Genomic DNA, 26,375 nt, shown 5'->3' with positions numbered 1-26,375 from the left:
TGCTAATATGATTGTTTTATATTTTTTATATATACCAATGATTCCGGGCCTTTATTACAAATAAGGTCAAGAACCGAAAGGTCTTCCAAAAATCCTAATTTATCAGAAAATGTCTGATAATATTCTTCCATCTGAAATTCCGAAGGATGTTTTGCTGAAAACTTTTCTCTGAAATTAATACTCTCTGGATTTTTGATATATTCTTCATTCAAAGAGTGTGCCTTTTCTGTTTTCAGTATCTGTTGGATCACTTCTATCCCTTTAAGGTTAAAATCAAGAAGAAACTTTTCTTTAAGGTCAAATATTTTTCTGAACTTATCTTCATAATACTCGAAATAAGGAGAGCTCTGGTATGCGGTCTTAATGGATTTCCAATGAAGTGTTCTCCAGTCTTCACGGTAAGAGATTTCAACATCTTTAAATTCTCTTTTTCCGTTATGGTTGATAGGAATTATTAATGATAATTTTCCGTTGGCTCCATAAATATTGGCTCTGTTTCTATAGGTCTGCTTCGGGAAGTTTTCAAACTGTTCAAATACAATTTCATTCTCAGGGTTCAAAAACACTGAGAACCATGAGATTGGGGGCATATAAAATGCCGGCAATAATACATTCGTCATATTCATAATGCAAAAATGAAGTATTTTTTCAAATACTTCATTCTATTTTAAGTTTAATTTTTCTATTAGTCGTCTTCAGTTTTTTTCTTTCCGAATAATTTCATGAAATAATCCCATCCGAAGAATAAAATCAGGATCATCGCTGCAATCCACCAGTAAGAAGTTTTATTGGATTCTCCTGTATTGGTGGCTTTGAACATTCTTTCCCAACGGATTTTTTTAGGGGCCTGATACGTTGAGCTTGCATCTGAGAATACTCCCTGCACACTCATCCATGTAAACATCGGTTTTCCAACAATATTTTCTTCCGGAACGAAACCAAAGAATCTTGCATCCAATGATGCATCTCTGTTGTCCCCTATCATCATATAATAATCCTGCTGAATGGTATACTGGTTCGCTTCTTTACCATTAATAAAGATCTTCCCATCTTTCTTTTCCAGGCTGTTGTGCTCATATTCGGAAATAATCCACTGGAACATTGGAAGTGTTTCCTGATTGATTGCCACCACATCACCTTTTTTGGGAATTCTGACAGGTCCGTACCAATCCTGGTTCCAAGGTTTGTTGATTGGGAAAATAGATTGTGTAGTATCTATCTTCGTTTTAGCCTCGTCTCTGTAATATACTGCGGCTTCTCCTTTTGGTGAAACCTCTTCCTTCATATCAATAACGTGAGGAAGTTCTTTAATTTCTTTAGCCGTTTTATCCGTTAAGCCCTGGAATCCATAAAGGAAACCTCCATTATTCTGCTGTACTTCCTGAACGGGTAAAAATCCATATGCTTTATATAAAGTTGGGATATCCAATTGAGCATCCGTTGTTACAATATATCTGTGCTGTACTTCCTGATCTCCTAAAACAGTCTCCGGCTTTCCGTTAACGAAAAGTCTTCCGGCTCTCATTTCAAAAGTATCTCCAGCTGTTGCCACGCATCTCTTTACGTAAGGATCTTTTCTGTCGATAGCCGTGTGTACGGAATCCTGAGGATAGTTGAAAACAACTACATCATTTTTCTGCGGTTTGTTGAATTGTAAGATTCTTGTATAAGGAAGTTTTATTCCATCTACATAAGATTTCGGATCATCTTTAGGATTCCCTTTCTGCCCTGTATCCATAATCGTTCCCTGAAGGAAAGGTATTGCTACCGGACGCATGGGAAGTCTGTATCCGTAGCTCCATTTGTTTACAAAAAGGAAATCACCTACCAATAATGTTCTTTCCATAGATCCTGTAGGAATCCCGAAAGGCTGTGTTACAAAAACGTGGATAATGGTAGCGAAAACTACGGCAAAGGTAATGGAACCAATGAATGTATCTTTCTTCTTATCATTTTTTTCTTCATCTGTAAGGAACAGATCGTTTGCATTTTCATCTTCTAACTCTACATCTTTAGAATAGTTGATTACCGCCATATAAATAAATGGCAGAATTACGGTAAGAATCTGATCTTTAAAAAGTGTTTTCCCAAACTTCTTCACTAAGTAAAGGTGGAAAACAGACATCATGATTGGCCCTACTATCGGAAGATAAGAAAGGATTGCCCACCATTTCGGATGTTTTGTTTCTTTCAGGATAATAAAATAGTTGTAGAAAGGGATAAAAGCAAATAAAGGGCTATAGCCCATTTTTTTGAACAGTTTCCAAGATGAAATCCCCATTAATATGGATAGTATGAGGACATATACTGTATAAGTTAAAAAATAATTCATAAATTTTTGTGCCTATTCTTATAATATAAATAATAAAAATGATGAGTAATAAATGATAAAAGCAGTCCGCTGTTTACAATTCACTAGTCATCATTTTCTGCTTATTGGTCTGCAATTTACAGAATTTGTTACAAATTAAAGCCCCAAAACGTCTTTCATTGCGAAGTTTCCTTTTTTATCTTTAATCCACTCAGCAGCTACTACAGCTCCCAGTGCAAAACCATTTCTGTTGAAAGCGGTATGCTTGATCTCGATTTCGTCTACCTCACTTCTGTAATACACGCTGTGTGTTCCGGGAACTTCATCTTCACGTATTGCGAAAATTCCAAGCTGTTTACCTTCTGTTTCTTCCAGTTTCCAGGCATCAAACTTTGGATTGTTTTGAATGATTCCTTCTGCGATGGAAATAGCGGTTCCACTTGGAGCATCTTTCTTATGAATATGGTGAATCTCTTCAAGCTGACAAGAGTATTCATCTACATTTTTCATCAGAGCTGCCAATTTTTCATTTAAAGCAAAGAATAAATTCACGCCTAAACTAAAGTTGGAACCATATAGGAAAGCTGTTTCGTTATCTACAGCCAGTTTTTCAATTTCAGCTTTTTGATCAAGCCATCCTGTTGTTCCGCAGATCACCGGAATTTTATTTTCAAGACAAGCTTTGATATTTTCAAAAGCCACTTCCGGCAGTGAAAATTCAATCACAACATCCGGATTATTAAGATTCTCAGCAGTTGGGGTTTCCTTCAGACGGGCAACTACTTCATGACCTCTCTTCTGTGCGATCTCATCAATGATCTTACCCATTTTACCGTAACCAACTAATGCTATTTTCATATAATCTTTTTATTTTTTATTCTGCATTCAATCCTCAGAATTTCTGCAGGTCTATTGTCTTTTAAAATCTGTAACTTAAACTGAATCCTGTTTTCGGTGCACTGTACCCATACTGATCCTGAATAACCGATGGTTTAAAAACCAAATCCGGATCATGGCGGCTTTCGTAAAGGTGGGCATCTACTACAGCGTCTACAATATTCAAAATATAGATCAGACCTGTAATAGCAATAGCATAATCCCTTTGCCTTTTGGCTCTGTCCTGTGCATTACCCAATGCTCTTTTGTCCAGCCAGGGGTGGCTATCTACAAATTCATTAGGAGTACCATTCAGTTTCGCTACGTAATACTCGCGGTATTTTTTGTATTGGTTATCATTCCATACGGCAATACCAACTCCTGCACCTACCGCTCCCCAAACGATAGGAATTTTCCAGTATTTTTTGTTATAAAACTGTCCTAATCCAGGTAAAACTGCAGAATATAATCCCGCTCTGGTAGGATTCAGCTTTATGGTTTTTACTGTGGGACCATTAGCTTTTTCAAGATCTTCAATAATCTTTGCTTCTGTTTTGCTTGGTTTTACCACACGAGGTTCTTCTTTCGGAAGAGTCTGCATCCGAACGGTATCGATAGGATTTACTTGTGAGTAAGCCAGTACAGCGATACACAAGAAAAATGTGAAAAATATTTTCTTCATTTATTTAATATGGGATAAAATATATTCCAGCTCTTCTTCGTTTTTGAAGTCCAGAACAATCTTACCTTTTTTACCATTTCCAGAAGCTTTGATCTCTACTTTTACGTCTAAGATATCAGCAATGGTCTTCTGGACTTTTTTATAGTTATTGGAAAGCTCCACTTTTGCTTTTTTAGCAGCAGGAGACTTTGGGTTCTTCAGTGCAGCAGCAGCCTGCTCAGCCTGGCGAACGTTTAATTTTTCTTTGATAATAAGATCAAACAAAACCTGTTGATCTTCTTCGCTTTCAAGACTGATAATAGCTCTTCCGTGCCCTGCGGAAATTTCCCCGCTTCTGATGGCATTCTGAATATCCGGATTTAATCTTAAAAGTCTGATAGAATTGGTAATGGTACTTCTGTCTTTCCCTATTCTCTGGCTCAGGTTTTCCTGAGTAAGACCGATTTCCTCCAAAAGCCTGTGATAAGTTAATGCTATTTCGATAGCATCAAGATCTTCTCTCTGGATATTTTCAACAAGAGCCATCTCAAGAAGCTCCTGGTCATTGACTAAACGGATATAGGCAGGAATAGTGGTTAAACCCGCAATTTTAGTTGCCCTGTAACGTCTTTCCCCGGAAATGATCTCAAACTTTTCACCGTCTTTTCTCAGGGTAATCGGCTGGATAACCCCTAAGTTTTTGATTGACTGTGCGAGTTCGTTTAATGCTTTTTCATCAAAATAAGTTCTCGGCTGCGTTGGGTTCGGATAGATATCTTCAAGCGCAACTTCTACAATATTTCCCACGAACTTATCTGCTCCTTCATCAGTAGCGGAATTGATAGTTGCTTTGGATTCTGCACTTAAAATGGCGCCCAAGCCGCGTCCCATAGCTCTTTTTTTGTCCTTCATAGATATAATTGATAAATGATGTTTGAGAAGTGATGCCTGGCATTCACTTGTTGGCCATTTATTATTAATTTAATTCTTTATTAAGTTTTCATTCTTCAAAAGAACTTCTTCAGCTAACTGAATATACTGAACTGCTCCTTTACTTTCTGCATCATAGTTCAGAATACTTTCTCCAAAACTTGGCGCTTCACTCAATCTTACATTTCTGCTGATAATGGTTTCAAATACCATTTCAGGGAAGTGCAGATTTACTTCTTCAACAACCTGATTGGATAATCTCAATCGGCTGTCATACATGGTTAAAAGAAGACCTTCTATTCCAAGATCTTTATTGTGGATCTTCTGAACATTTTTAACGGTATTCAACAATTTCCCAAGTCCTTCTAATGCAAAATACTCACACTGGATCGGAATGATTACAGAATCTGCTGCAGTAAGAGCATTTACAGTAATAAGACCTAAACTCGGTGCACAGTCGATGATAATATAATCATAATCATCTCTTACACTTGCCAATGCTTTTTTCAGCATATATTCACGGTCTTCCTTGTCTACCAATTCAATTTCCGCTGCTACCAGATCGATATGTGACGGAATAATATCCAGGTTCGGAGTCGCAGTCCTTTTGATACAAACTCTTGTATCCGCACTGTGCTCCAGTAGATTATATGTAGAATACTGAACATCTTCAACACCCAGGCCAGATGTTGCATTCGCCTGAGGGTCAGCATCAATGATTAATATTCTTTTTTCCAATACTCCTAATGCTGCTGCCAAATTTACAGCGGTGGTAGTTTTACCAACACCTCCTTTTTGATTAGCAATACCTATGATTTTTGCCATTATTAGAACTTTAAGTTTCAAAAATACACTTTTTTCTTTGCTCTCGGTGAGTGGGGAAAATCAAAATTGAGTTAAAATATTGTTAATAAGCAATTTAAGGATAAAAAAAATTATCCACAAAAAAAATTCTTTGTGGATAACTATTTGAAATTTACTTTTTCATATTAATTCTCAAATCTCATGGAGATTGGAAATTTGAAATAACTTCTAACGAATTCTCCTTTTTTGTTTTTGGCGGGAATCCATTTTCCTTTATTGGAAATCATTTTAATTGTTCTCATTGCCTCATTATTAAAATCGGCGTTGGTTCCATTAGCTTTTACCCCTGAGATGGTTCCGTCCATTTCTACAATAAAGGTAACTGTCGTTTTTACAACATCTTCTGATTCAAATCCTGAACCGTCGAAGCTGTTCATTACTTTATTTCTGAAGGAGTCTATTCCTCCCGCAAAACTGGCTTCTACCCCAAGTTCTCCGGACTCGGCAATTTTATTTTTATCCACCGGATCAGAAATCACTGGTGGCTGTGTATTGATTACAGGCCCTGTTCCTACCGATACTGTTGGAACATTGGGTGTATTAGGTGTTACCGGCTCTCCTTTAAAATTGTCTTTAAAACCGGCTACAGCATCGTCAGGAATGGGATCTTTTTTCACATTATCCTGAGCTGTACTTGATGGCGTAGGCACTATACTGTTAAATGTCTTTGTATTGGGTGCTGCTTCAGGCTTTACCGGAGTAATTTTAACCGGAGGTGCAACAGGATCATCGGGAATGATTACAGGTGGTGGGAGTTCCCATATTTTATCTGTTGTTTCTGCTGTCTTAAATGCTGAAATCACAAATGGTGTAATGGATACTGCTGCCATTAAACTTGCTCCGATAAAAAGCGCTTTGGTTAATATTCTATCTGATTCGTTTCTTAATACATAGGCACCATATTCTTTATTGCGGTGCTCAAACAGAACTTCGTTAAAACGAAATTCCTGGTTTTGGTTATGTTGTTTCATCACTACTACTATTTAAACTGTTAAAAATTGTGATTATTAGTTTTGTTAGCTCTTATCGATAAGCAATATTGTAATATCAAAACATCTGCCAAAATTTTAGCAAAACAACATAATATTAGAAAATTTTATGACAATGTTTAAATTTTAACATTTACAGATAGAAAGTTTAAAGAAGAAAGAGGAGTTCTTTCTTTTCAAGTAAATGAGGAATAAACTTAACGAGATCTTACCCTTGTCAAGGTTTAAAACCTTGACAAGGGTCATAAAAACAAAAAGAGACCATCAATGATGATCTCTTTTTATTGTATGTTCTAAGAATATTAGAATAATTCTTTTCTGATGATGTTCTGACTTCTTTCAGGACCTACAGAAACTAAATAAACATTAATTCCTAAGTATTTTTCAATAAACTCGATGTATTTCTGAGCAGTGTCAGGAAGTTCATCATAGCTTCTTGCTTTAGTAATGTCTTCGCTCCAACCTGGTAAATCCTGATAGATTGGCTCGTAGTTGTACAGTTTTTCTGTTGAAGAAGTGAAATAATCGATGATTTTTCCGTCTTCAGTTTTGTAATGCGTTACCACTTTCAGGTTCTCAATTCCTGTAAGAACGTCAAGTTTAGTGATCACAAGGTTGTTGATACCGTTGATCATACAAGCGTGCTTTAAAGAAACAAGGTCTAACCAACCTGTTCTTCTTGGTCTTCCTGTAGTCGCTCCGAATTCACCACCGATCTGTCTGATTTTTTCACCCAGTTCGTTATCCAGTTCAGAAGGGAAAGGACCGTTTCCAACTCTTGTACAGTAAGCTTTCGCCACCCCGATAAGGTTCTGAAGTGATGTTGGCGGAACTCCTGCTCCTGAGCAAACTCCTCCTGTAGATGGAGAAGATGAAGTTACATATGGATAAGTACCGAAGTCGATATCAAGCATTAATGCCTGTGCTCCTTCGAATAAAACGTTTTTACCGTCTCTGATCGCTTCGTTCAGCTCTAATTCAGTATCAACGATTCTGTCCTGAAGCTGCTTTCCGATTGCTAAATATTCGTTGTAGATTTCTTCAACGTCTAACGTTGGTTTTCCGTAATATTTTTCAAAAAGAGAATTTTTAACTTTTAAGTTTTTCTCAATTTTATCTCTTAAAATTTCTGGATTTAAAAGGTCTACCATTCTGATCCCGACTCTTGCAATTTTATCTTCATAACAAGGTCCGATTCCTTTTTTGGTAGTTCCGATCTGAGTTCCTCCGTGTTCCTCTTCACGGTAAGTATCCAAAAGGATGTGGTAAGGCATGATGACATGCGCTCTTCTGCTGATAAAGATATGATCTGTTCTCAAGCCTTTGCTCTCGATCTGACCAACTTCTTTAATGAAAGACTTAGGGTTTACCACTACTCCGTTCGCAATGATACATTTCCCTTTGCATTGAAGAACTCCTGAAGGAAGAAGGTGCAAAACGAATTTTTCTTCACCCACATAAACCGTGTGACCAGCGTTGTCTCCACCCTGGAAACGTACTACATAGTCCGATTTTGCTGATAAAACATCCGTGATTTTTCCTTTGCCTTCATCTCCGTACTGAAGACCTACAACTACATAAGTTGACATATTTTACTTTTGTTTTTAGATTCGTGCAAAATTACTTTTAAAAAAAATGACGACCAAATTCTAGAGGATATTTATTTTGGGTTGGGGTGAAAATCATGAGGTTGAATATCACTTCATTTCTATCTTTTTACTTTCATACCTATATAAAATGGATTATATTTACTATAAATTTATACAAATGAAAATTAAAATTCTGATTCTACTTTTAATAATTCCTCTTCTTTACGTGAACGCTCAAAATAAAGTAAATGATTATCTAAATATACCTGGTCCCATTAAGCTGAATCAAAAGGAATATAATCTCGTATGGAGTTCACATCCTAATGAAAACTATTTTAAACAGGAATATATAAGCTCCCATGAAAACATCAATAAATACAACAGTATGATTTTAATCGACTTTATAAAAGGAGATTTTAATATCAAGGATGTTGTTGATCAAAAAGTAACTGAATTGCAGGAAATGAAAAAGGCCAACCCAGTTGTCAGTTATCAGGTTTTTGAAAATAAGGAAGAATATATTTTAGATTTTCTTATCAGTGAAAATTCAAAGGACGGCAAGGAAATACTCATTGCAGAAAGAAATATTTATCGCTACAAAATCATTAGTAATGCAAAGAATAAGGGCGTTCTTCTTTTTGCACTGAGTGAAAGAGGGTATCCGGAAAATATGGATTCTTTTTTTAATAATTTAAAAACCAATTCTTCAAAATTAATTGAAACGGTTGGAAATTATAAACTTCCAGATATTGAAATAAAATAATATTCCCATTACTATGAAGCTATCACAAAAATCTGCGTATTTACCATCAAAAATAAACAGCAACTCCCAGCTTTTTCATACTCTCTTTTCCCCGGAGACAGCAAAAGCCACGCTTCTCATTGTTCACGGTATGCAGGAACACAGTGGAAGATATGCAGAGATTGCAGAATATTTTGCGGCTCATGGGATTGCTGTATTGACTTATGATCATCTGGGACATGGAAAATCTGTAAAAGAGAAAAAAGACATTGGTTTCTTTCAGCTTGAAAAACCGGATGAAAGGCTTGTTGCCGATGCCGAAATGATGGCTGATTATCTTGCAGAACAATATCCGGATGCTCCCCATTTTATTCTGGGACATTCTATGGGATCTTTCATTACCCGCTGTCTTCTTCAAAAGGCAAGCAGTAAGTTTGCAGGAGCTATCATTACAGGAACCGGCGGACCGTTGCCGGGAATCGATATATTGAGAGGGTATTTGTCATTAGCTAATGCTATTGCTCCTCGTCACCGTACTTTTTTGAATTCTGTTTTCACGAGTGTCAATAACAAACATTTTAAAAAAGATAAAGATTTCAGTGATACCAGCTGGTTGAGTGTAAATTCTAAAAACCGAAAAGCTTTTGAGCAGGATGAACTTTGTGGAATTCCGTTTACTCATAATGCTTTTTATACTTTATTTACCATTTATAAAAAAGCGACAGCGAGAAACTGGGCTGCGCCTATTTCTAAATCATTTCCTTTCCTTTTTGTAAGCGGGCAGAATGACCCGATCGGGGATTTTGGAAAAGGGGTTATGCATACTGTTGACCATTTAAAAGCGGACGGTTTCCAGCATGTGGATGTAAAGATCTATCCGGAAATGCGTCATGAGATTTTAAATGAGAAAATACGGGAAAAAGTGTTGAAGGAAATTGATGAATGGATTTCAAAATAAAAAGAATCTCCCGCAAATTTCGCAGAGTTCGCTGATGTAATACACTTAAAAATCATGAGAATACATATTTTGGGAGCTTCCGGTTCGGGAGTGACCACTTTAGGAAAAGCCTTATCTGAAAAACTCAATATTGAATACTTCGATAGTGATGATTTTTTCTGGCTTCCAACACCAATTCCTTTTACAGAAAGACAAAACCCTGAAACGAGAAATTCAATTATTTCAAACAAACTTCATACTGCCAGAAACTGGATTTTTGGCGGTTCAATCATTCATTGGGGTGAAAATATATTTCCTGCATTTGACCTGATTATTTTCCTCTATCTTCCTCCAGATGTACGGCTGGCAAGGCTTCGAAAAAGAGAGCATGAAAGATATGGCGAAGAAATCATCACCCATCCTGAAAGAGCCAAAAAGTTTATGGAGTTTATGGATTGGGCTAAAGATTATGACCATCATACCGGTATTGCCAACAGAACTTTAAAAGCCCATCTTGAATGGCTGTCTGAGATGAACACTCCTCTGATTGAAATTTCAGGCAATTATGAGCTGCCTCAAAAGATGGAAACTATTCTGAATACAATAAAACAGGGAAATGTGCAGGTGAAATAGAGATTGCTTCGCTTTGCTCGCAATGACTGAAGTGCGATTTATCTGGATGCGATTAAATTATAAAAAATTAAAAACCTGGAAATTAATTTTTCCAGGTTTTCTTATGATAAGTTTTGGCTAAAGCCGATGGAATTGTTTTGATGTTGAAGGCGGGCTAAAGCCCACCCCTATTGAATACCAACTACATTATAGTTCTTAATCCAACAAAACCTCACTATTCACACCAATCTCCTCCAGAAAAACTTCATCATGGGAGATAACCAATAATGTTCCCTGATAATCTTTTATAGAATTGGTGAGAATTTCCACATTCTGGAGATCTAAGTTATTGGTAGGTTCATCAAGGATGATCATATCGGGTGCTTTATTACTGATGGAAAGACCGCAAAGAAGCAACCGTAAGCGCTCTCCGCCACTTAGCATTCCACATTTTTTGTCCCAGGTATCTTTCCAAAATAAAAATCTGGACAATAATGTTTTCACTTCCGATTCCTGCATGGCACTGTCATTGAAAGTCTGTACAAAATCATAAAGCGTTGAATCATGATCAATCAGGGAATATTCCTGGTCAATATAGATACTGTTGAATTCTGTCTTGTTTATTTTTCCTTCCGAAGGCTTAATATTTCCCAGCAGAAGCTTTATCAGCGTAGTTTTTCCGGAACCGTTTGAGCCTTTCACTGATATTCGGTCTCCGCTTCGCACTTCAAGACTGATATTTTTTTTCCAGAGTTTTTCCTTTCCGTAAATGAAATTAACTTCTTCAGCAGCAACAAGGATCTTTCCCGAATGCAGATTGGAATCATTAAAATTAACTTTCATCTGATCAGAATTCTTTAAAGAGGAACGAAGATCTCTCAAATCACCGGAAATCCCACTGATTTTCTCAGCATGTACACCTTTAAGTTTTGAACTGTTTTTTTCAGCATTATTCCGAAGTGTATTCATCATAATTCTGGCGACTCCGGATTTCTCCTGCTTTCCTTTACCTCTTGCATCCAGCTTTTGCTTTCTTTCCAATGTTTCCCGTTCTTTTTCTTTTGCTTTTTTCAAAGCACGTTCTTTGGAATGGATATCATTATGTAACGCTTCTTCCTCCACTTCTTTTTGCTCTGCATAGAAGTCATAATTTCCACCATAAGCAGCAATTCCCTGATTACTTAATTCGAATATAGTGTCCACAAGATTCAGCAAAGTACGGTCGTGGCTTACTATAACCACTGTTGCATTTGTTTTGTCAATAAGGTCATACAGAAGCTTTCTTCCTTCACTATCCAGATGATTGGTCGGTTCATCCAAAATGATAATATCAGGATGATTGATCTGAATTCCGGCAAGAAAAACTTTTGTCTTCTGTCCGCCACTCAGGCCTTCCAGTTTTTGATGTAATTCAAAATTATGGAGTCCCCAATGTTCCAGGGCATGTTGGCATCGTTCTTCAATGTCCCAGTCGTCATTAAGTGTTTCAAAATAAATTTCGTCTACCTCTCCGTTGGTAATTTTTTGGAGAGCCTGCAGTTTCTTATCTATTTTCAGACATTCTGCAATGGTAAGATGATTATAATTCCCTAACATCTGCGGTACATAAAAGATATTACCCTGGATATTGATATTGCCGTTGAGAGGCTGTATTTCCCCCGCGATAATTTTCAGCAGGGTTGATTTCCCCATACCATTACTTCCTACCAAAGCAGATTTGGCAGAAGACTGTATTGTTAAATTGATATGATTGAATAGAAGATTTCCTCCCGGAAACCCAAAGGATATATTTTGCAGTAAAATCATGATTTCTTTCTTAAATAATGGTTGAATACCAGTAACATTTCCGTTACCGTTTTTATTGAATCTGAAAGAAATTGTATCCTACATGTCTGTATTTTTGGGTTTTGAAAGAACAAAGATAGTCATTTTCCGGAATATTCATTTCTTCATCAATCAACAGGACATTTATCATCATCTTTTTGTTCTTGATTTCAAACACCTGTCTTTTTTAATTACTTTCTGGATCCTTTATTTAAGGCTATATCATTCTATCTCATTAAAAATCTTTTCATTATTACTATTTAAACACCCTTCGTTATAATATTCAGTTTTGCTCTTGCAACATCCTTTAACTTTCAAACTGATAAAAACAGGAAAGTATTTTAATCAAAAATCCGTAACTTTGCCAACTACTAAAAATTTTATGGAAAGCATTAAAGTTCACGACAAAACTTTCGTTCCTTATTTAAAGGATGCCGAAATTCAGGAAATTGTAAAAGAGACAGCGTTAAGAATTTATGAAGATTACAAGGATGAGGTTCCAGTTTTCATTGGGGTTTTAAATGGGGTGGTAATGTTCTTCTCAGATCTTTTAAAATATTACCCGGGGGAATGCGAAATTGCCTTTATTCAAATGAGTTCTTATGTAGGAACTGAGTCTACAGGGATTGTTTATCAGAAAATGGAGTTGACTAAAGACGTAAGAGACCGTCATATTATTATTGTTGAGGATATCGTAGATACAGGAAATACGGTTGAAAGTCTTTTCAAATATTTCAAAGAAACACAACGTCCTAAATCTGTAAAACTGGCTAGTTTCTTATTGAAACCAGAAATTTACAAGAAAGATTTCAAACTGGATTATATCGGAAAGGAAATTCCAAACAAATTTGTACTTGGATACGGACTGGATTATGATGAATTGGGAAGAAACCTTCCAAATTTATATCAGCTGGAAGACGGACAAATCAACCATTAAACGCTGTTGGCTATTAGCTGATAGCTTTTAGCTTAAAATTATATAAAGAAATAAATTTAATAATAACTTAAAAAAGCTGAAAGCAAAAAAGCAAACCGCCAAAAGCCACGAGCCAGAAGCAAAATGCCCATTGCTGGAAGCGTATCAACATTATGATAAACATTGTTCTGTTCGGCCCTCCAGGAAGTGGAAAAGGAACACAAGCTCAGAATCTAATCGAGAAATTCAATTTAAAACAGGTTTCAACAGGTGATCTTTTCAGATACAATATGAAAAATGACACTGAACTTGGAAAACTGGCTAAGTCATACATCGATAAGGGAGAATTGGTTCCGGATCAGGTAACAACAGATATGCTGATCGACGAGATCAAAAAACCTACTGATACCAACGGTTTTATTTTTGACGGGTACCCAAGAACAACTGCTCAGACAGAAGCTTTGGAAACGATCGTTAAAGAAGTACTGAATGATGATATAGATATCTGTCTTTCATTGGTGGTAGAGGACAAAATTTTGGTTGAAAGACTTCTGAAAAGAGGAGAAACCAGCGGAAGATCAGACGACAGCAATGTAGAGATCATCGAAAACAGAATTAAAGAATATTATACCAAAACAGCAGAAGTTGCCGAGCTTTATAAGCAGCAGGGTAAATATGTAGAGGTAAACGGTGTTGGAGAAATTGATGAGATTTCCCAAAAACTTTTCGCTGAGGTAGAGAAAATTAAATAATCGGGATATAGCAAGGGATAAGAAGTTTCATCCCTGCAACCCGCAACACAAACTATATGTCTAACTTTGTAGATTACGTAAAGATCCATTGTAAAAGCGGACACGGAGGTGCTGGTTCTGCCCACCTTCGCCGTGAAAAGTATATTCCTAAAGGTGGTCCTGACGGTGGCGACGGAGGTCGTGGCGGACACGTCATCATGAGAGGAAATGCTAATGAATGGACTTTGCTTCCACTCCGATATACCCGTCACATAAAAGCAGAACGAGGTGAAAACGGAGCGAAAAACCAGCTGACAGGAGCTGACGGTTCTGATATTTATATCGATGTGCCTATTGGGACTATCGCTAAAAATGAAGAAGGTGAAATTATCGGAGAAATTCTTGATGACAAGCAGGAAATCATTTTGATGCAAGGAGGGAAAGGTGGAAAAGGAAACGAACATTTCAAATCCTCTACCAATCAGACCCCAAGATATGCTCAACCGGGAATGGATGGTGAAGAAGGCTATGTGGTCTTCGAACTTAAAATTTTGGCCGATGTAGGACTTGTTGGATTTCCAAACGCTGGAAAATCTACACTTTTAGCATCTGTTTCTGCGGCAAAACCAAAAATTGCCAATTATGCTTTTACTACCTTAACTCCTAACCTTGGGATTGTAGATTACAGAAATTACAAATCATTTGTAATGGCTGATATTCCAGGGATTATTGAAGGAGCAGCAGAAGGGAAAGGCTTAGGACACAGATTCCTGAGACATATTGAAAGAAATTCTATCCTTCTATTCTTAATTCCGGCCGATTCTGAAAATCATTTCCAGGAGTTTAAAATTCTTGAAAATGAGCTGAAGGAGTACAATCCTGAACTTCTGGATAAAGATTTCATTGTTTCCGTTTCAAAGTCTGATCTTCTGGATGATGAGCTGAAAAAAGAAATTGCAGCAGAGTTCCCGGAAAACAAACAGCCTCTGTTCTTCTCAGGTGTTACCGGAGAAGGCCTTATGGAGCTGAAAGATGCGATCTGGAAACAATTGCACGGATAGAAATACATTGATTTATCAGTTATATTTTTCATTAAATAGAACTGCAGCATAAAAACAGCCTTAGGAGAACCTGAGGCTGTTTTTTCATAGAGCTACCTCTATTTTTCTCTCTCTCAATATTTTAAACCATTAAGTAGCGCTTAAGAAATAAAGTATAGTTAAGATGAATCATTGGTTATAAGCATAAAGCTTTTTTATATTTAACATAAAAATAAAAAAAGGCTTTATCGTTTGGAACAATTATTGGGAGATTCATTCAAATTGAAAAAACTATGAAATATTTGCTAGCTATTTTTGCATTTGTGTTGTTGACATCCTGTACAACTTCCCAAAAAGTAAATTCAAAATATACTAAAATTGAATATGAGGCTACTCCATGTTTTGGATTCTGCCCTGTTTTTAAAATGACAATCAATCCGGACAGAACTGCAGTTTTTGAAGCGGAACATTTTAATTTTAATGATAAGCCTTCAAAAGATGAGTTTTCAAAGCCGCGTGAAGGAACTTTTAAAGGAACCATCAAAGAAGAGGATTATAATAAATTAATCAGTTTACTTGATGCTTTAAATGTAAAAGGTTTAAATGACAAATACGGTGAACACAATATTACCGATCTTCCGACTTCCTACTTAAGAGTGCAATTCACTGACGGAACTTCAAAAAATGTAGAAGATTATGGAAAACGTGGAAGTGAAAAGCTTTCGGAAGTGTATCAGTTTTTTGAAAACTTAAGAAAGAATCAACAATGGGATAAAGTGAAATAGCTTCACTAAAAATATTTAAATTATCTTTGTAACAGTAATTCCTTCCTTTGGAGGAATTATTTTTTTGTAAAAACTTTTAATCATTTAAAAATAAATATGAAGAAGAACATTTTTTTCATTGCAGTATTTGCTTTCACTGCAATATTTAATGCACAGGAAACCACAAAAGATCCGGCATCTATGAGCTTTGGGGTAAAAGGAGGATATTCCCTATCCAACATGAAGTTTTTTGGAACCGCTCTGGACTCGAAATCCTATTTTTATGCAGGTATCGTAGCAGAGCAGCCTTTATCTGCTAAGTTCGGCTTACAGGCTGAATTACTGTATACTCAATTGGGTGGTAAAGACGCTTATCCCTGGTATGAGTTGGTAGGCAATGAAGTGGTAAACGTGGGTGACATGCACTTTGATTACAAATTCAATCAGATACAGGTTCCCATCTCAGTAAAATATTATATTGTTCCAGAGCTTTCTGCTTCTGTAGGGATGAACTTAGGATTTAATATATCATCCAAAGTAAAAATGAATACTGTTTTTAATGAGGCTGAAACACACAATTACGAATCTTTAAAAACCTTGAATTTATTCCCTTTTCTAGGGGCGGAATATAAGATTAATCAAAAGTTTTTTGTTGACGCCAGATACAATTTAAATTTTATAGAAATGAATAAAAGCAATGCAGTTCCTACAAAAATTGGATTTCTTCAGGCTGGTATAGGATATAGATTTAAATAAACTGCAGATATGTAACAGAAAAAAATGGCGGCTCACATTCGGGTTGCCATTTCTGTTTTTCAATGGGCAATAAGTCTAAAAAAAGTGGAATAAGATACTTAAAAATATTTAGACTACCTTTGCAGAATGTAATTCTTTCAGACTGAAGGAATTTTTATTTAAATTTTAAAATAATTCATTTGAATTTTACAGACTTAAACTTAATAGAACCTATTGCAAAAGCAATTCAGGAACAGGGATACACGACTCCTACTCCTATCCAGGAAAGATCTATTCCTGATATCCTGGAAGGCAGAGACTTTTTAGGTTGTGCACAGACAGGAACAGGAAAGACGGCAGCTTTTTCCATCCCTATTCTACAGAATTTATCCAAAAATAAAATTCCCAATAAACATATAAAAGCATTAATCCTTACTCCAACCAGAGAACTGGCGATTCAGATTGAGGAAAACATTAATGCTTATGGTAAATATCTTCCCTTAAAGCAACTTGTTATTTTCGGTGGGGTAAAACAAGGAAATCAGGAGGCAGCTTTGAGAAAAGGTGTTGATATTCTGGTGGCAACACCAGGACGACTTCTGGACTTTATTGCACAAGGAATCATCAGCCTGAAAAATCTTGAGATTTTTGTTCTTGATGAGGCAGACAGAATGCTGGATATGGGTTTTGTACATGATGTAAAAAGAATCATTAAACTTTTACCTCAGAGAAGACAAACTTTATTCTTTTCAGCAACAATGCCGACTGAAATTCAGAAACTGGCTAATTCTATCCTGAATAATCCGGTAAAGGTAGAGGTAACTCCGGTTTCTTCTACTGCAGACACCATCAAACAATCTGTATATTTTGTAGAAAAAGACAACAAACTGAATTTGCTTTCTCATATTCTTCAAAATGATATTTCAGACTCTGTATTGGTTTTTGCCAGAACGAAACACGGTGCAGATAAGATTTCCAGAAAGCTGCAGAAAGACAATATCTCCGCAGAAGCAATTCATGGTAATAAATCTCAGAATGCGAGACAAAATGCGCTGAATAATTTCAAATCCGGAAAAACAAGAGTTCTTGTAGCGACGGATATTGCTGCCAGAGGGATTGATATTGACGAATTGAAGTTCGTGATCAATTTTGAGCTTTCTGATGTTTCTGAAACCTATGTACACAGAATCGGAAGAACAGGAAGAGCCGGAGCCGAAGGTAATTCTATATCTTTTGTGGATGGACTTGACCTTTTGAATTTAAAAAATACAGAAAAGCTAATTGGAAAGAAAATTCCTGTCATCAAGGATCACCCGTTCCATACTGATGACCTGGTTGCACAGAAAAGGGATTCGAATAACAAACCTGTTCATGCTGGTGGTGAGAAACCTAAAACAGGAAACAGTAATAATTCAAGGTCAAATAATAACCGTAAAAAACCTGCAGCGGGAGCTTCAGTAGGGTTTAAAAAACCTAAGAATAAGAATTTCACCAGAAAAAAATAAAAAACGAAACCCTTTTCAAAACGAAAAGGGTTTTTATTTATCTTAAAGTTCAGAACTTTATACCTTAAAAATATTCTTTGCATTTTCTGTCGTAATGCGGTCTATCTCAGAAAAATCTTTCCCATAAATATTCACCAGTTTTCCAGCAACCAGATCAAGGTAAGAGCTTTCATTTCTTTTTCCTCTGTGCGGAACCGGCGCAAGGTAAGGAGAATCTGTCTCCAGAACGATTTTATCCAGTGGAACTTCATTCAGAAACTGGTCTATTTTTCCATTTTTAAAAGTCACTACTCCACCGATCCCTAAAATAAAATTAAGATCAATGGCATGTTGTGCCTGTTCAAGATTCCCTGAAAAACAATGAAAGATTCCTCTTAATTTCGTATGTCTTTTTCTTTCCAGTACCTCAAATGTTTCATCAAAACTTTCTCTTGTATGAATCACAATCGGAAGGTCTTTTTCTATCGCCCAGTCAATCTGCTGTTCGAAAGCTTTCACCTGGATATCAAGGGTTGTTTTATCCCAGTACAGATCTATTCCGATCTCTCCTATTGCAGGAAAATGTCTCTGATCAAGATAATTTTTTACGATTTCAAGTTCTTTTTCCCATGATTCAGGTTTTACATAGCAAGGATGTAATCCCATCATTGAAAAAATATGTCCCGGATATTCTGTTTCCAGCTGCAGCATTTTTTCGTGCGATTCAGAATCGATTGCCGGAAGATAAAATTCTGTAATTCCTTTATCTAAAGCTCTCTGAATAGCTTCTTTTCTGTCTTCATCAAATTCTTCTGCGTATAGATGTGTATGTGTATCAATCATTTTATTTAAAATTTCAATAGATCTTCGTAAGGATTTTCAAGTCCCAGCAATATTCCGAAGGCGGGTTCTGTCTTTATTCCTTGCTTTTTAAGTTCTATTATTTTTTGTTTAAATTTCTCTCCTTTTTCCTGTAATATTTTGTATTCGGCAATCATATGAAGATAGGCATTCTGCTCTGTAGTAGGCTTATTCTGTCCAAAAATTTCAATGGGAAACCCTTCCAATATAAAATTTAAAGTAATGCATTCTTCACCGTTTACGATGGGGTGTTCCACTTCTGCGTCTTGAGGAATCAACTGACAAAATAGTAAATCATCCAGAAAGTCTTGTTCAAATTTTAAATCCACTTCAAAAATAAGATCCAAATCGCTTTCTTTGATATCAATTTCTATAGGAACAGTTCCTGCCAAAATCGGGGAATAATCTTCCAGCTTCTCGAAGACACGATATTTTTTAAGGACTTCATAAGCCCTTTTCTGTCTTTCATTTCCATCTTTCAGATAATCAATTCTGGTAAAATCAGGCATTTAAAATATTTTATGTTTTACCTTTTTGCGCTGCACTTCAATTCTCTGATCCAGTTTTTCTCTGAATTCGATAAACTTTGGATCTTTCTTATCACTGGTCTTATGTTCAAGAGCTTTGATAATCTTAAAATTTTCTTTGATAAAGTCCTGAGTTTCTTCTGAAAAATAAGATTTTCCGAATTTCTCAAATATATAATTAACCGCCTGGGTGCTGGGATGGATCATATCTTCTTTGTAAAAACGGTAATCCCGGAGATCATCCATCAAAATCTCATAGACAGGCAGATAATGACAGTCTTCAAAGAGGGAAATAGACTCGTGGATAGCAGTGATTAATTTGGATTTACTTAACTGATTTTCTACCATTCCATCCCTGGTATGCCTTACAGGTGAAACGGTAAACAGGATTTGTACTCCTTCTTTACAAATATCTTTAAGATCCAGAATGGTTTGGTAAATTGAACTGGTAAGTTCCTGATGAGATAGCAGTCTTTTCTCAAAAAACTTTTGCGGAATTTTGTGACAGTTGGCCACCAGCTTTTTCTTGGGAAGGAATTCATAGATAAATGAAGATCCGTAGGTGATAATAATCCAGTCAGCTTCCTGAAGAAAGGCATTTCCCGCTTCAATAGCTCCGTTAATCTTATCTAAGGTCTGATGAATATAGCGGGTATCAAAACTGGTATGATGATCCAGTGAGATATATTCTTCATTGTAAGTGATCAGTTCCTCTTCTTCGTAAAATGCAGAATCATGTAATCTGTTGATGGCATGATTGATGGAATAAGGATTAAAAATTGTCCCAAAAGGGTTGTTGAGGGTCTGAAGTTGTCCGTCTTGCAGTAAATCCGTCATTTCAGAGGCAAAACATGAACCTATTGAAAATATTTTATCTTCAATTTCAATCTTATTTTCTGATGCGGGAATATCAACTTCTGTTCTGAATTTCATTGTATAAGGGTTAGGTGGCAGGAAATAAGCAGCGGGTAAATTGCTGTTACCTGCTACCTACCATCTGCTACCTATATTAACTTTCTCTTCTCAACAAATAATTTGCCAGTTCGATAAAAGGTTTTTTCTTTTCTTCCGGCACATCAATTTTCTGAAGATAACTTTGTCCGATCTCATTATGTTTTTCAATCAAGCGTAATGCTTTTTCATCTACTTTCGTTCTTCTGAAAATCTTTTCTACTCCGTAAACCTTGTCCACATTTTCAGTCTTCTTAGAATACCAGTAATCCAGTTCTTTTCTTTCTTCATCGGTAGCATGTTCTCTTGCTAACAGATACAGAACAGTTTTCTTGTTTTCATAAATATCTCCTGCATGTTTTTTCCCAAACTGCGCCTGATCTCCGAATACATCAAGATAATCATCCATAATCTGGAATGCAATCCCGATATGTTTTCCGAAATTGAAAATAGCTTTTGCATCTTTAAAATCTGCTTTTGCAATCAAAGCTCCGATTTCAAATGAAGAAGCACTCAATACCCCGGTTTTATAAGTAATCATTCTGATATAGTCATCAAAAGTAACATCTTCCTGAGTTTCAAAATTAATATCATACTGCTGTCCTTCGCATAACAGAAGTCCTGTGTGGGTAAATATTCTGATACATGCCTTGAAGATTTCAGGTTCCAGATCCTCAAAGAACTTATAGGCTTTCAGCATCAGTCCGTCTCCGGAAAGAATTCCTACATTAAGACCGTGTAAAGTATGAATAGTAGGCTTGTTTCTTCTTAGAGGAGCTTCATCCATAATATCATCATGGATCAGGGTGAAGTTATGGAAAAACTCGATAGCCAAGGCTGGCTTGATTGCCTGCTTAAGATCACCACCGAACATCTCACATGCCATAAGTACCATGATAGGACGAAGACGTTTTCCACCATGGGAAATAATATAGTTCATCGGGTCATAGAGCTCCGAAGGTTTATCTTTAAAAGTATATTTAGTGATGGCATCTGCAACAATCTGCTGGTATCTGTCTAAAAATTCCATAAAATCTTATAATTTGAACAAAAATACAATTTTTCAAGGCTTTATAAAACAAAAAACTTTGCCCAAATGGACAAAGTTTATATAATAATATGATTTGTTTTTTAGAAAAGGAAGGTTACTGCAAGATAAGTAATTGCCGCTACTATTGCAGAGATTGGAATGGTTAAAACCCAAGCCCAAAGTAAGCTTACGGTGATTCCCCATCTTACTGCTGAAATTCTTTTCGTTAATCCTACCCCGATGATAGAACCTGTAATCGTGTGTGTAGTAGATACAGGAATACCGAAGTGGTCTGTGATGAATAAGGTAATAGCACCTGCCGTTTCTGCACTTACTCCTTCTAATGAAGTTACCTTGGTAATCTTTGTTCCCATTGTTTTGATGATCTTCCAACCACCACTCATGGTACCTAAACCAATGGCAAGGAAAGAAACCAAAGGAACCCAGATATAATGCTGCGCAAAATAATCAAAACGTTCTGCAGAAGGAATATTCAGATACTGCGCATCCTGAAGCATATTAACGTGATAATAGATTACTGCGGCACCAATGATCCCCATTACTTTCTGTGCGTCATTCAAACCGTGTCCCAAGCTGAATAAGGCTGATGAAGCCAGCTGTAATCTTTTGAAAGACTGGTCTGCTTTGTGTGGGTTTGATCTTTTGTAAAGGTGCACGATAATCAAGGTAATAATGATCGAGATAATCATCCCTATGATCGGTGCCATGAAAATAAACAGGAAGATAGGAATTACTTTATCAAACTTTACTACACCCTGCTGCGTTACCTGGCTGAAAGCTTCTTTAATAGTATCCCACATCCCAAGCCCGGGCTGTGCTGCAGCTACATCATGATAATCCATCATGAAAGCGTGCATAAGAGCTGCTCCTAAGAAACCTCCGATCAACGTATGTGAAGATGATGAAGGGATCCCGAACCACCATGTCAAAAGGTTCCAGGCAATTGCGGCAATAAGGCCGGAAAATATAACCTCAAGAGTGATAAAATTTTCATTAACTGTTTTGGCAATTGTATTACCAATTTTGAATTCTCCAATAATGTAAGCAGCAATAAAGAAAGCTGCAAAGTTCCAAAGTGCCGCCCAAAGTACAGCCTGGAATGGAGTTAAAACTTTTGTAGAAACTATAGTTGCAATTGAGTTGGCAGCATCATGGAAACCATTGATATAATCGAAGATTAGGGCCAGCGCAATAATAACTACAAGTAAAATCGGAAATTCCATTTTTTGCTATGTATTAGGCGTATTTAATCATGATGTTCTCAATCGTATTGGCAACATCTTCTGCTTTGTCCGTTACAATTTCAAGGTAGTTCAATACAGATGAAACTTTAATAATGTTGATCGCATCATTGGTTTCAAATAATTCTACCATTGAATTGGAAAGCAAATCGTCAGCAATATTCTCAATAGAGTTCACCTTAATACAAGCTTCTTTCACCTGTTCCATATTTTTGAACCCTTTAAGGTTTTTCATGGCGTTCTGGATTTCAAGACATGCTTTGTGGATCAGTAAAGAGAAGTCTGAATACGCCTTCATCTCAGGTGATTTGTAAAGGAAAATATATTTTGTGGATGCGTAGATATAATCAGCGATATCATCAAGCCCTGTTGCCAGTGTGTGAATGTCTTCACGGTCAAAAGGTGTAATGAAGTTCTTCCCTAATTCTACGAAAATTTCGTGAGTAAGTTCATCATTCTTGTGTTCGAAGTCGCTCATTTTCTTCAACATTGAATCGTCATTAAGATCGAAATCCTTGATTCCAGTGTTGAATTCTTCTGACATTGCAACTAGATTTTCAGTTACTTTTTCGAAAAGTACAAAGAAGATTTTATCTTTTGGTTGAAAAGCGTGGAAAATATTACCAATTCCCATTTTTTAGTATTTATAATTCGTGTGCAAATTTCTTAAAAAAGGATTGCACGTGAAACTATATAACATTAAGTTTTGTTAACATTCGCTTAACTGCTGATTATCAAATAAAAAAACCGGCATTACTGCCGGTTTTGTATGGTATAAGAAGAGATTAGTTTGCTACTTCAGCTCTCATATCTTTTCCTTTGAACTTCATCGATTGAATATTGCTCAACACATTATCTTTGAACGATTTTTCAACTTCGAAGAAAGAGAATTTCTCTAAGATTTCGATATCTCCGATTTCAGCTCTTTTCTTGGTTTTTCCGCCAGCAGTAGCTTTGTTGATAATATCTAAAACATCAAGTTTCTTTAAATGGTCTTTTTTACCAAGGTTGAAGAAGAATCTTACCATGTTTTCATCTCTTCTTCTCGGCTTTCCACCACGATCTCTGTCTCTTTCACGTCCACGATCTCTGTCGCGACCTCTATCTCTGTCTCTTTCACGCCCACGATCTCTTCTAGAATAGTCATCGTCTCTGCTGCTTAATTTCTGCTCAACAAGGTCATGCTTGTCTTTGTAGTATAAAGCAAGATCTTTCAACTGGAACTGTAGAAGCTGGTGTACCAATTCTTCTTTTGTAAAGTTGCTCAGATCCGGGATTAAGCTATCATCAAATTCAAAAAGATCTTCGTGCTCCGTTAATAATTTCTCGAATACACCACCTACCTGAGCTTTGATAATATCTTCACCTGTAGGGATGAATTTCTCGTTAATTTCAATTTTCGTTGCAGATTTGATCTGTTTCAGTTTTCTGCTTTCTTCAGGCTTTATTAAAGCCATAGAAATACCGTCTTTTCCAGCTCTACCTGTTCTACCACTTCTGTGAACAAATACTTCAGGATCATCTGGTAAAGAGAAGTGAATAACGTGAGTTAAAGAGTTTACATCCAATCCTCTTGCTGCAACGTCTGTTGCCACAAGAATATCGATGTTTTTCAATCTGAATTTCTTCATTACCGTATCTCTCTGTGCCTGAGAAAGATCACCATGAAGAGCATCAGCTGCATATCCGTTCTGCATTAAGAAATCGGCTACCTCCTGAGTTTCCATTCTCGTTCTGCAGAAGATAATGGAATACTGGTTAGGGTTTGCATCGATAAGTCTCTTTAATGCTTCTTTTTTCTGACGGTATCCTACAACATAGTATTCGTGAGTAATGTTCTTTTTCACTTCGTTGATAGAACCTACTGAAATACGATGAGGTTTTGTAAGATAATTTTTGGAAATTCTTTCCACTTCTTTATTCATCGTTGCAGAGAATAAGAAAGTTTGTTTTGTTTCCGGAGTTTCGCTTAGAATGGTTTCCAATTCGTCCTTGAATCCCATAGAAAGCATTTCATCAGCTTCGTCTAATACTAACCAATGAATCGCAGAGAAGTCCAGTGCTTTTCTGTTGATAAGATCAATTACTCTTCCCGGAGTTCCCACAATAATCTGTGGTTTGTCCTTTAAAGATCTCATCTGCTCTACAATACTACTTCCACCATAAACCGCAGTTGTCTTGATGTCTTTCATATACTTAGAGTAATTCTTTATGTCCTTCGAAATCTGAAGACATAATTCCCGTGTCGGACAAAGCACCAATAATTGGATTTTGCGACTCGTATCGTCAATCATATCCAAAATCGGAAGCGAAAACGCTGCTGTTTTGCCTGTCCCTGTCTGCGCAAGTGCGATCAAGTCGCGAATATCTGAAAGAATAAAAGGGATAGTCTGTTTTTGGATTTCTGTTGGGCTTTCGTAACCCAGTTCGCCAATTGCCTTAAGGATATCAGGACTTAAATTGGTTTCCGTAAATAAATTCATTAACTATTTTAAAATTTTTGCAAAGATACAATAAATATTTGATTTGTTTTTGAATAAATTTTTAAATATGCAAACTTAAATTCACAATCCTTTAATATATCTTTGAATTTTGGAAAATTAAACCTAAAAAAAGAAGCCTTAGTTTAAAAAGTTGTTAAACATTATTTTTTTTTATTAAATTGGATTAATTTTTTCCATGTTATTTATAAATTTTTAAAAATAATGCCATTAAAAGGAAATTTTTCTATTTGATATTCCTATTAAGCGCCATTGAAATATTGTCCGTTAAGTAATAGTTTTTGTACATTTGAGTTGTGAAATTCGGGTTACAAGGTTCGGAATAAAGGTTCTAGCTCAGAAACTGTCCTGAATATCACTTAACAACAATAAAAAAACACCTTTCACAACATGTCTGCAACTATATCTTCCAAAACATTTGATTTTTTAAACAAATTAAATAAAAACAATAACCGCGAGTGGTTTAATGAAAATAAAACCCTGTACACTGCATCTCAGCAGAATGTAGTTTCGTTCTTAGACGAACTCATCAAAGAGATGTCCGGTTTTGATGAAGAACTTGCTAAAATAGACAGTAAAAAAGCTTTGTTCAGAATTTACAGAGACACGCGCTTTTCGAAGGATAAATCTCCATACAAAACCAATTTTGGTGCTTCTCTGGGAATGGGAAAAGGAAATCAGAAAGGAGGTTACTATCTTCACATGGAACCTGGAAAATCCTTTTTAGCAGGAGGAATCTACATGCCGGAATCTTCGGTACTGAAAGAAGTCCGTAAGGAGATTTCTTTATATGGAGACGACTTTCTGAAGATTCTCAATCATAAAGATTTCAAAAAGCATTTCCCAGAGCTTGATCAGGACGATAAACTGAAAAAAATCCCTCAGGGTTTTGAAAAGGAAGATCCAATGGGAGAATACCTGAAACTTAAAAACTTTATTGTGGTATATTCTCTGAAAGACGAAGAAGTTCTGGACAAAAATGCAGTGAAAAACATGACCAAAGTTTTCAAACTGATGAAACCTTTCAATGATTTTCTGAATACACCTTTTCGGTAGACAGCTCTATTTTTAACCACAGGACACTCATTTTACAGAATATTGGTGCTTTCTTGCTGAAATTATAGTCTTTAGAATCTTATAAAAGAGATATCCAAGGGATACAGGTGTCTCTGTGACAAATCAAAAATACAGTAAAATTCAACAGGTTATAAAAGCAATTTTTAAAAATCCATACTGAA

At 36.2% G+C, this 26,375-nt stretch carries 26 protein-coding genes; 10 read left to right on the top strand and 16 right to left on the bottom strand.

Translation table 11 applies throughout. The features are described from left to right. Window positions 1-2: 2 nt before the first annotated feature. The 8 genes from FB551_RS00375 to FB551_RS00340 form a co-directional block, all read right to left on the bottom strand. Window positions 3-626 (bottom strand): WbqC family protein, encoded by a 624-nt coding sequence (locus tag FB551_RS00375; RefSeq protein WP_185097546.1) that lies wholly within the window; start codon window positions 624-626, stop codon window positions 3-5. 59 nt (window positions 627-685) lie between these two features. Next, window positions 686-2,332, bottom strand: a complete 1,647-nt coding sequence (gene lepB / locus FB551_RS00370) for a signal peptidase I (protein ID WP_047433069.1) — start codon at window positions 2,330-2,332, stop codon at window positions 686-688. A gap of 135 nt (window positions 2,333-2,467) precedes the next feature. Further along, window positions 2,468-3,169: a 4-hydroxy-tetrahydrodipicolinate reductase gene (gene dapB / locus FB551_RS00365; protein WP_142013937.1), complete on the bottom strand. Its 702-nt coding sequence runs from the start codon at window positions 3,167-3,169 to the stop codon at window positions 2,468-2,470. Between the two features lie 61 nt (window positions 3,170-3,230). Further along, window positions 3,231-3,869 carry a DUF5683 domain-containing protein gene (locus FB551_RS00360; protein WP_142013934.1) on the bottom strand — a complete coding sequence of 213 codons (639 nt, stop codon included), beginning with the start codon at window positions 3,867-3,869 and terminating at the stop codon, window positions 3,231-3,233. Beyond that, complete coding sequence (locus tag FB551_RS00355; RefSeq protein WP_047433079.1) at window positions 3,870-4,760, bottom strand: ParB/RepB/Spo0J family partition protein; 891 nt, start codon at window positions 4,758-4,760, stop codon at window positions 3,870-3,872. 69 nt (window positions 4,761-4,829) lie between these two features. Beyond that, window positions 4,830-5,603 carry a ParA family protein gene (locus FB551_RS00350; protein WP_002981269.1) on the bottom strand — a complete coding sequence of 258 codons (774 nt, stop codon included), beginning with the start codon at window positions 5,601-5,603 and terminating at the stop codon, window positions 4,830-4,832. Window positions 5,604-5,767: 164 nt separating this feature from the next. Beyond that, window positions 5,768-6,613, bottom strand: a complete 846-nt coding sequence (locus tag FB551_RS00345) for an energy transducer TonB (RefSeq protein ID WP_142013932.1) — start codon at window positions 6,611-6,613, stop codon at window positions 5,768-5,770. 320 nt (window positions 6,614-6,933) lie between these two features. Then, a complete protein-coding gene (locus FB551_RS00340) occupies window positions 6,934-8,220 on the bottom strand; it encodes an adenylosuccinate synthase (protein WP_047433086.1) in 1,287 nt (428 codons plus the stop codon). Between the two features lie 178 nt (window positions 8,221-8,398). On the opposite strand from FB551_RS00340, the gene FB551_RS00335 reads away from it, so the two are divergent. From FB551_RS00335 to FB551_RS00325, 3 genes are read left to right on the top strand one after another with little or no spacing between them, the layout of a single operon-like run. Further along, window positions 8,399-8,983, top strand: coding sequence for a hypothetical protein (locus FB551_RS00335; RefSeq protein WP_142013929.1), 585 nt, complete (start codon window positions 8,399-8,401; stop codon window positions 8,981-8,983). 13 nt (window positions 8,984-8,996) lie between these two features. After that, on the top strand, window positions 8,997-9,920 hold the full coding sequence (locus FB551_RS00330; RefSeq protein ID WP_142013926.1) for an alpha/beta fold hydrolase: 924 nt from the start codon (window positions 8,997-8,999) through the stop codon (window positions 9,918-9,920). A 54-nt stretch (window positions 9,921-9,974) separates the two neighbouring features. Beyond that, window positions 9,975-10,532, top strand: a complete 558-nt coding sequence (locus FB551_RS00325) for an AAA family ATPase (RefSeq protein WP_047433089.1) — start codon at window positions 9,975-9,977, stop codon at window positions 10,530-10,532. A 195-nt stretch (window positions 10,533-10,727) separates the two neighbouring features. Here FB551_RS00325 and FB551_RS00320 read toward each other — a convergent pair whose 3' ends face one another. Continuing rightward, entirely contained in the window at window positions 10,728-12,317 is a 1,590-nt protein-coding gene (locus tag FB551_RS00320; RefSeq protein ID WP_142013923.1) for an ABC-F family ATP-binding cassette domain-containing protein, read from the bottom strand. Window positions 12,318-12,717: 400 nt separating this feature from the next. Between FB551_RS00320 and FB551_RS00315 the strand changes: the two genes are divergently transcribed. From FB551_RS00315 to FB551_RS00290, 6 genes are all read left to right on the top strand, one after another. Then, the gene (locus FB551_RS00315; protein ID WP_047433094.1) at window positions 12,718-13,272 is read left to right on the top strand and encodes a phosphoribosyltransferase; all 555 of its coding nucleotides are present in this window, start codon (window positions 12,718-12,720) and stop codon (window positions 13,270-13,272) included. Between the two features lie 152 nt (window positions 13,273-13,424). Then, a complete protein-coding gene (locus tag FB551_RS00310; protein WP_047374143.1) occupies window positions 13,425-14,003 on the top strand; it encodes an adenylate kinase in 579 nt (192 codons plus the stop codon). Window positions 14,004-14,059: 56 nt separating this feature from the next. Further along, entirely contained in the window at window positions 14,060-15,043 is a 984-nt protein-coding gene (gene obgE / locus FB551_RS00305; protein ID WP_047433097.1) for a GTPase ObgE, read from the top strand. Window positions 15,044-15,315: 272 nt separating this feature from the next. After that, a complete protein-coding gene (locus tag FB551_RS00300) occupies window positions 15,316-15,807 on the top strand; it encodes a DUF6438 domain-containing protein (protein ID WP_142013919.1) in 492 nt (163 codons plus the stop codon). A gap of 96 nt (window positions 15,808-15,903) precedes the next feature. Further along, complete coding sequence (locus tag FB551_RS00295; RefSeq protein ID WP_142013915.1) at window positions 15,904-16,542, top strand: porin family protein; 639 nt, start codon at window positions 15,904-15,906, stop codon at window positions 16,540-16,542. A gap of 179 nt (window positions 16,543-16,721) precedes the next feature. Continuing rightward, the gene (locus FB551_RS00290) at window positions 16,722-18,026 is read left to right on the top strand and encodes a DEAD/DEAH box helicase (protein ID WP_142013913.1); all 1,305 of its coding nucleotides are present in this window, start codon (window positions 16,722-16,724) and stop codon (window positions 18,024-18,026) included. Between the two features lie 57 nt (window positions 18,027-18,083). On the opposite strand, the gene FB551_RS00285 is transcribed toward FB551_RS00290, so the two are convergent. From FB551_RS00285 to FB551_RS00255, 7 genes are all read right to left on the bottom strand, one after another. Further along, on the bottom strand, window positions 18,084-18,848 hold the full coding sequence (locus FB551_RS00285; RefSeq protein ID WP_142013909.1) for a TatD family hydrolase: 765 nt from the start codon (window positions 18,846-18,848) through the stop codon (window positions 18,084-18,086). 5 nt (window positions 18,849-18,853) lie between these two features. Next, entirely contained in the window at window positions 18,854-19,375 is a 522-nt protein-coding gene (locus FB551_RS00280; RefSeq protein ID WP_142013906.1) for a DUF4269 domain-containing protein, read from the bottom strand. Beyond that, window positions 19,376-20,326, bottom strand: coding sequence for a GSCFA domain-containing protein (locus tag FB551_RS00275; RefSeq protein ID WP_142013903.1), 951 nt, complete (start codon window positions 20,324-20,326; stop codon window positions 19,376-19,378). It lies immediately after the preceding gene. A 76-nt stretch (window positions 20,327-20,402) separates the two neighbouring features. Beyond that, complete coding sequence (locus FB551_RS00270; RefSeq protein WP_047433116.1) at window positions 20,403-21,374, bottom strand: polyprenyl synthetase family protein; 972 nt, start codon at window positions 21,372-21,374, stop codon at window positions 20,403-20,405. A 101-nt stretch (window positions 21,375-21,475) separates the two neighbouring features. Next, the gene (locus FB551_RS00265; RefSeq protein WP_034700227.1) at window positions 21,476-22,618 is read right to left on the bottom strand and encodes an inorganic phosphate transporter; all 1,143 of its coding nucleotides are present in this window, start codon (window positions 22,616-22,618) and stop codon (window positions 21,476-21,478) included. Window positions 22,619-22,631: 13 nt separating this feature from the next. Further along, on the bottom strand, window positions 22,632-23,270 hold the full coding sequence (locus FB551_RS00260; protein ID WP_027374906.1) for a DUF47 domain-containing protein: 639 nt from the start codon (window positions 23,268-23,270) through the stop codon (window positions 22,632-22,634). Between the two features lie 151 nt (window positions 23,271-23,421). After that, window positions 23,422-25,119 (bottom strand): DEAD/DEAH box helicase, encoded by a 1,698-nt coding sequence (locus tag FB551_RS00255; RefSeq protein WP_047433121.1) that lies wholly within the window; start codon window positions 25,117-25,119, stop codon window positions 23,422-23,424. Between the two features lie 408 nt (window positions 25,120-25,527). Here FB551_RS00255 and FB551_RS00250 point away from each other — a divergent pair, with 408 nt between their 5' ends. Further along, window positions 25,528-26,193 carry a DUF2461 domain-containing protein gene (locus tag FB551_RS00250; protein ID WP_047433124.1) on the top strand — a complete coding sequence of 222 codons (666 nt, stop codon included), beginning with the start codon at window positions 25,528-25,530 and terminating at the stop codon, window positions 26,191-26,193. Window positions 26,194-26,375 lie beyond the last annotated feature (182 nt).

Origin of the sequence: Chryseobacterium aquifrigidense, from assembly GCF_006716485.1 — a bacterium.
GTDB classification, from domain to species: domain Bacteria; phylum Bacteroidota; class Bacteroidia; order Flavobacteriales; family Weeksellaceae; genus Chryseobacterium; species Chryseobacterium vietnamense.
The sequence above is the reverse complement of the archived record's forward strand: the minus strand, read 5'-3'. Positions and strand labels throughout refer to the sequence as shown.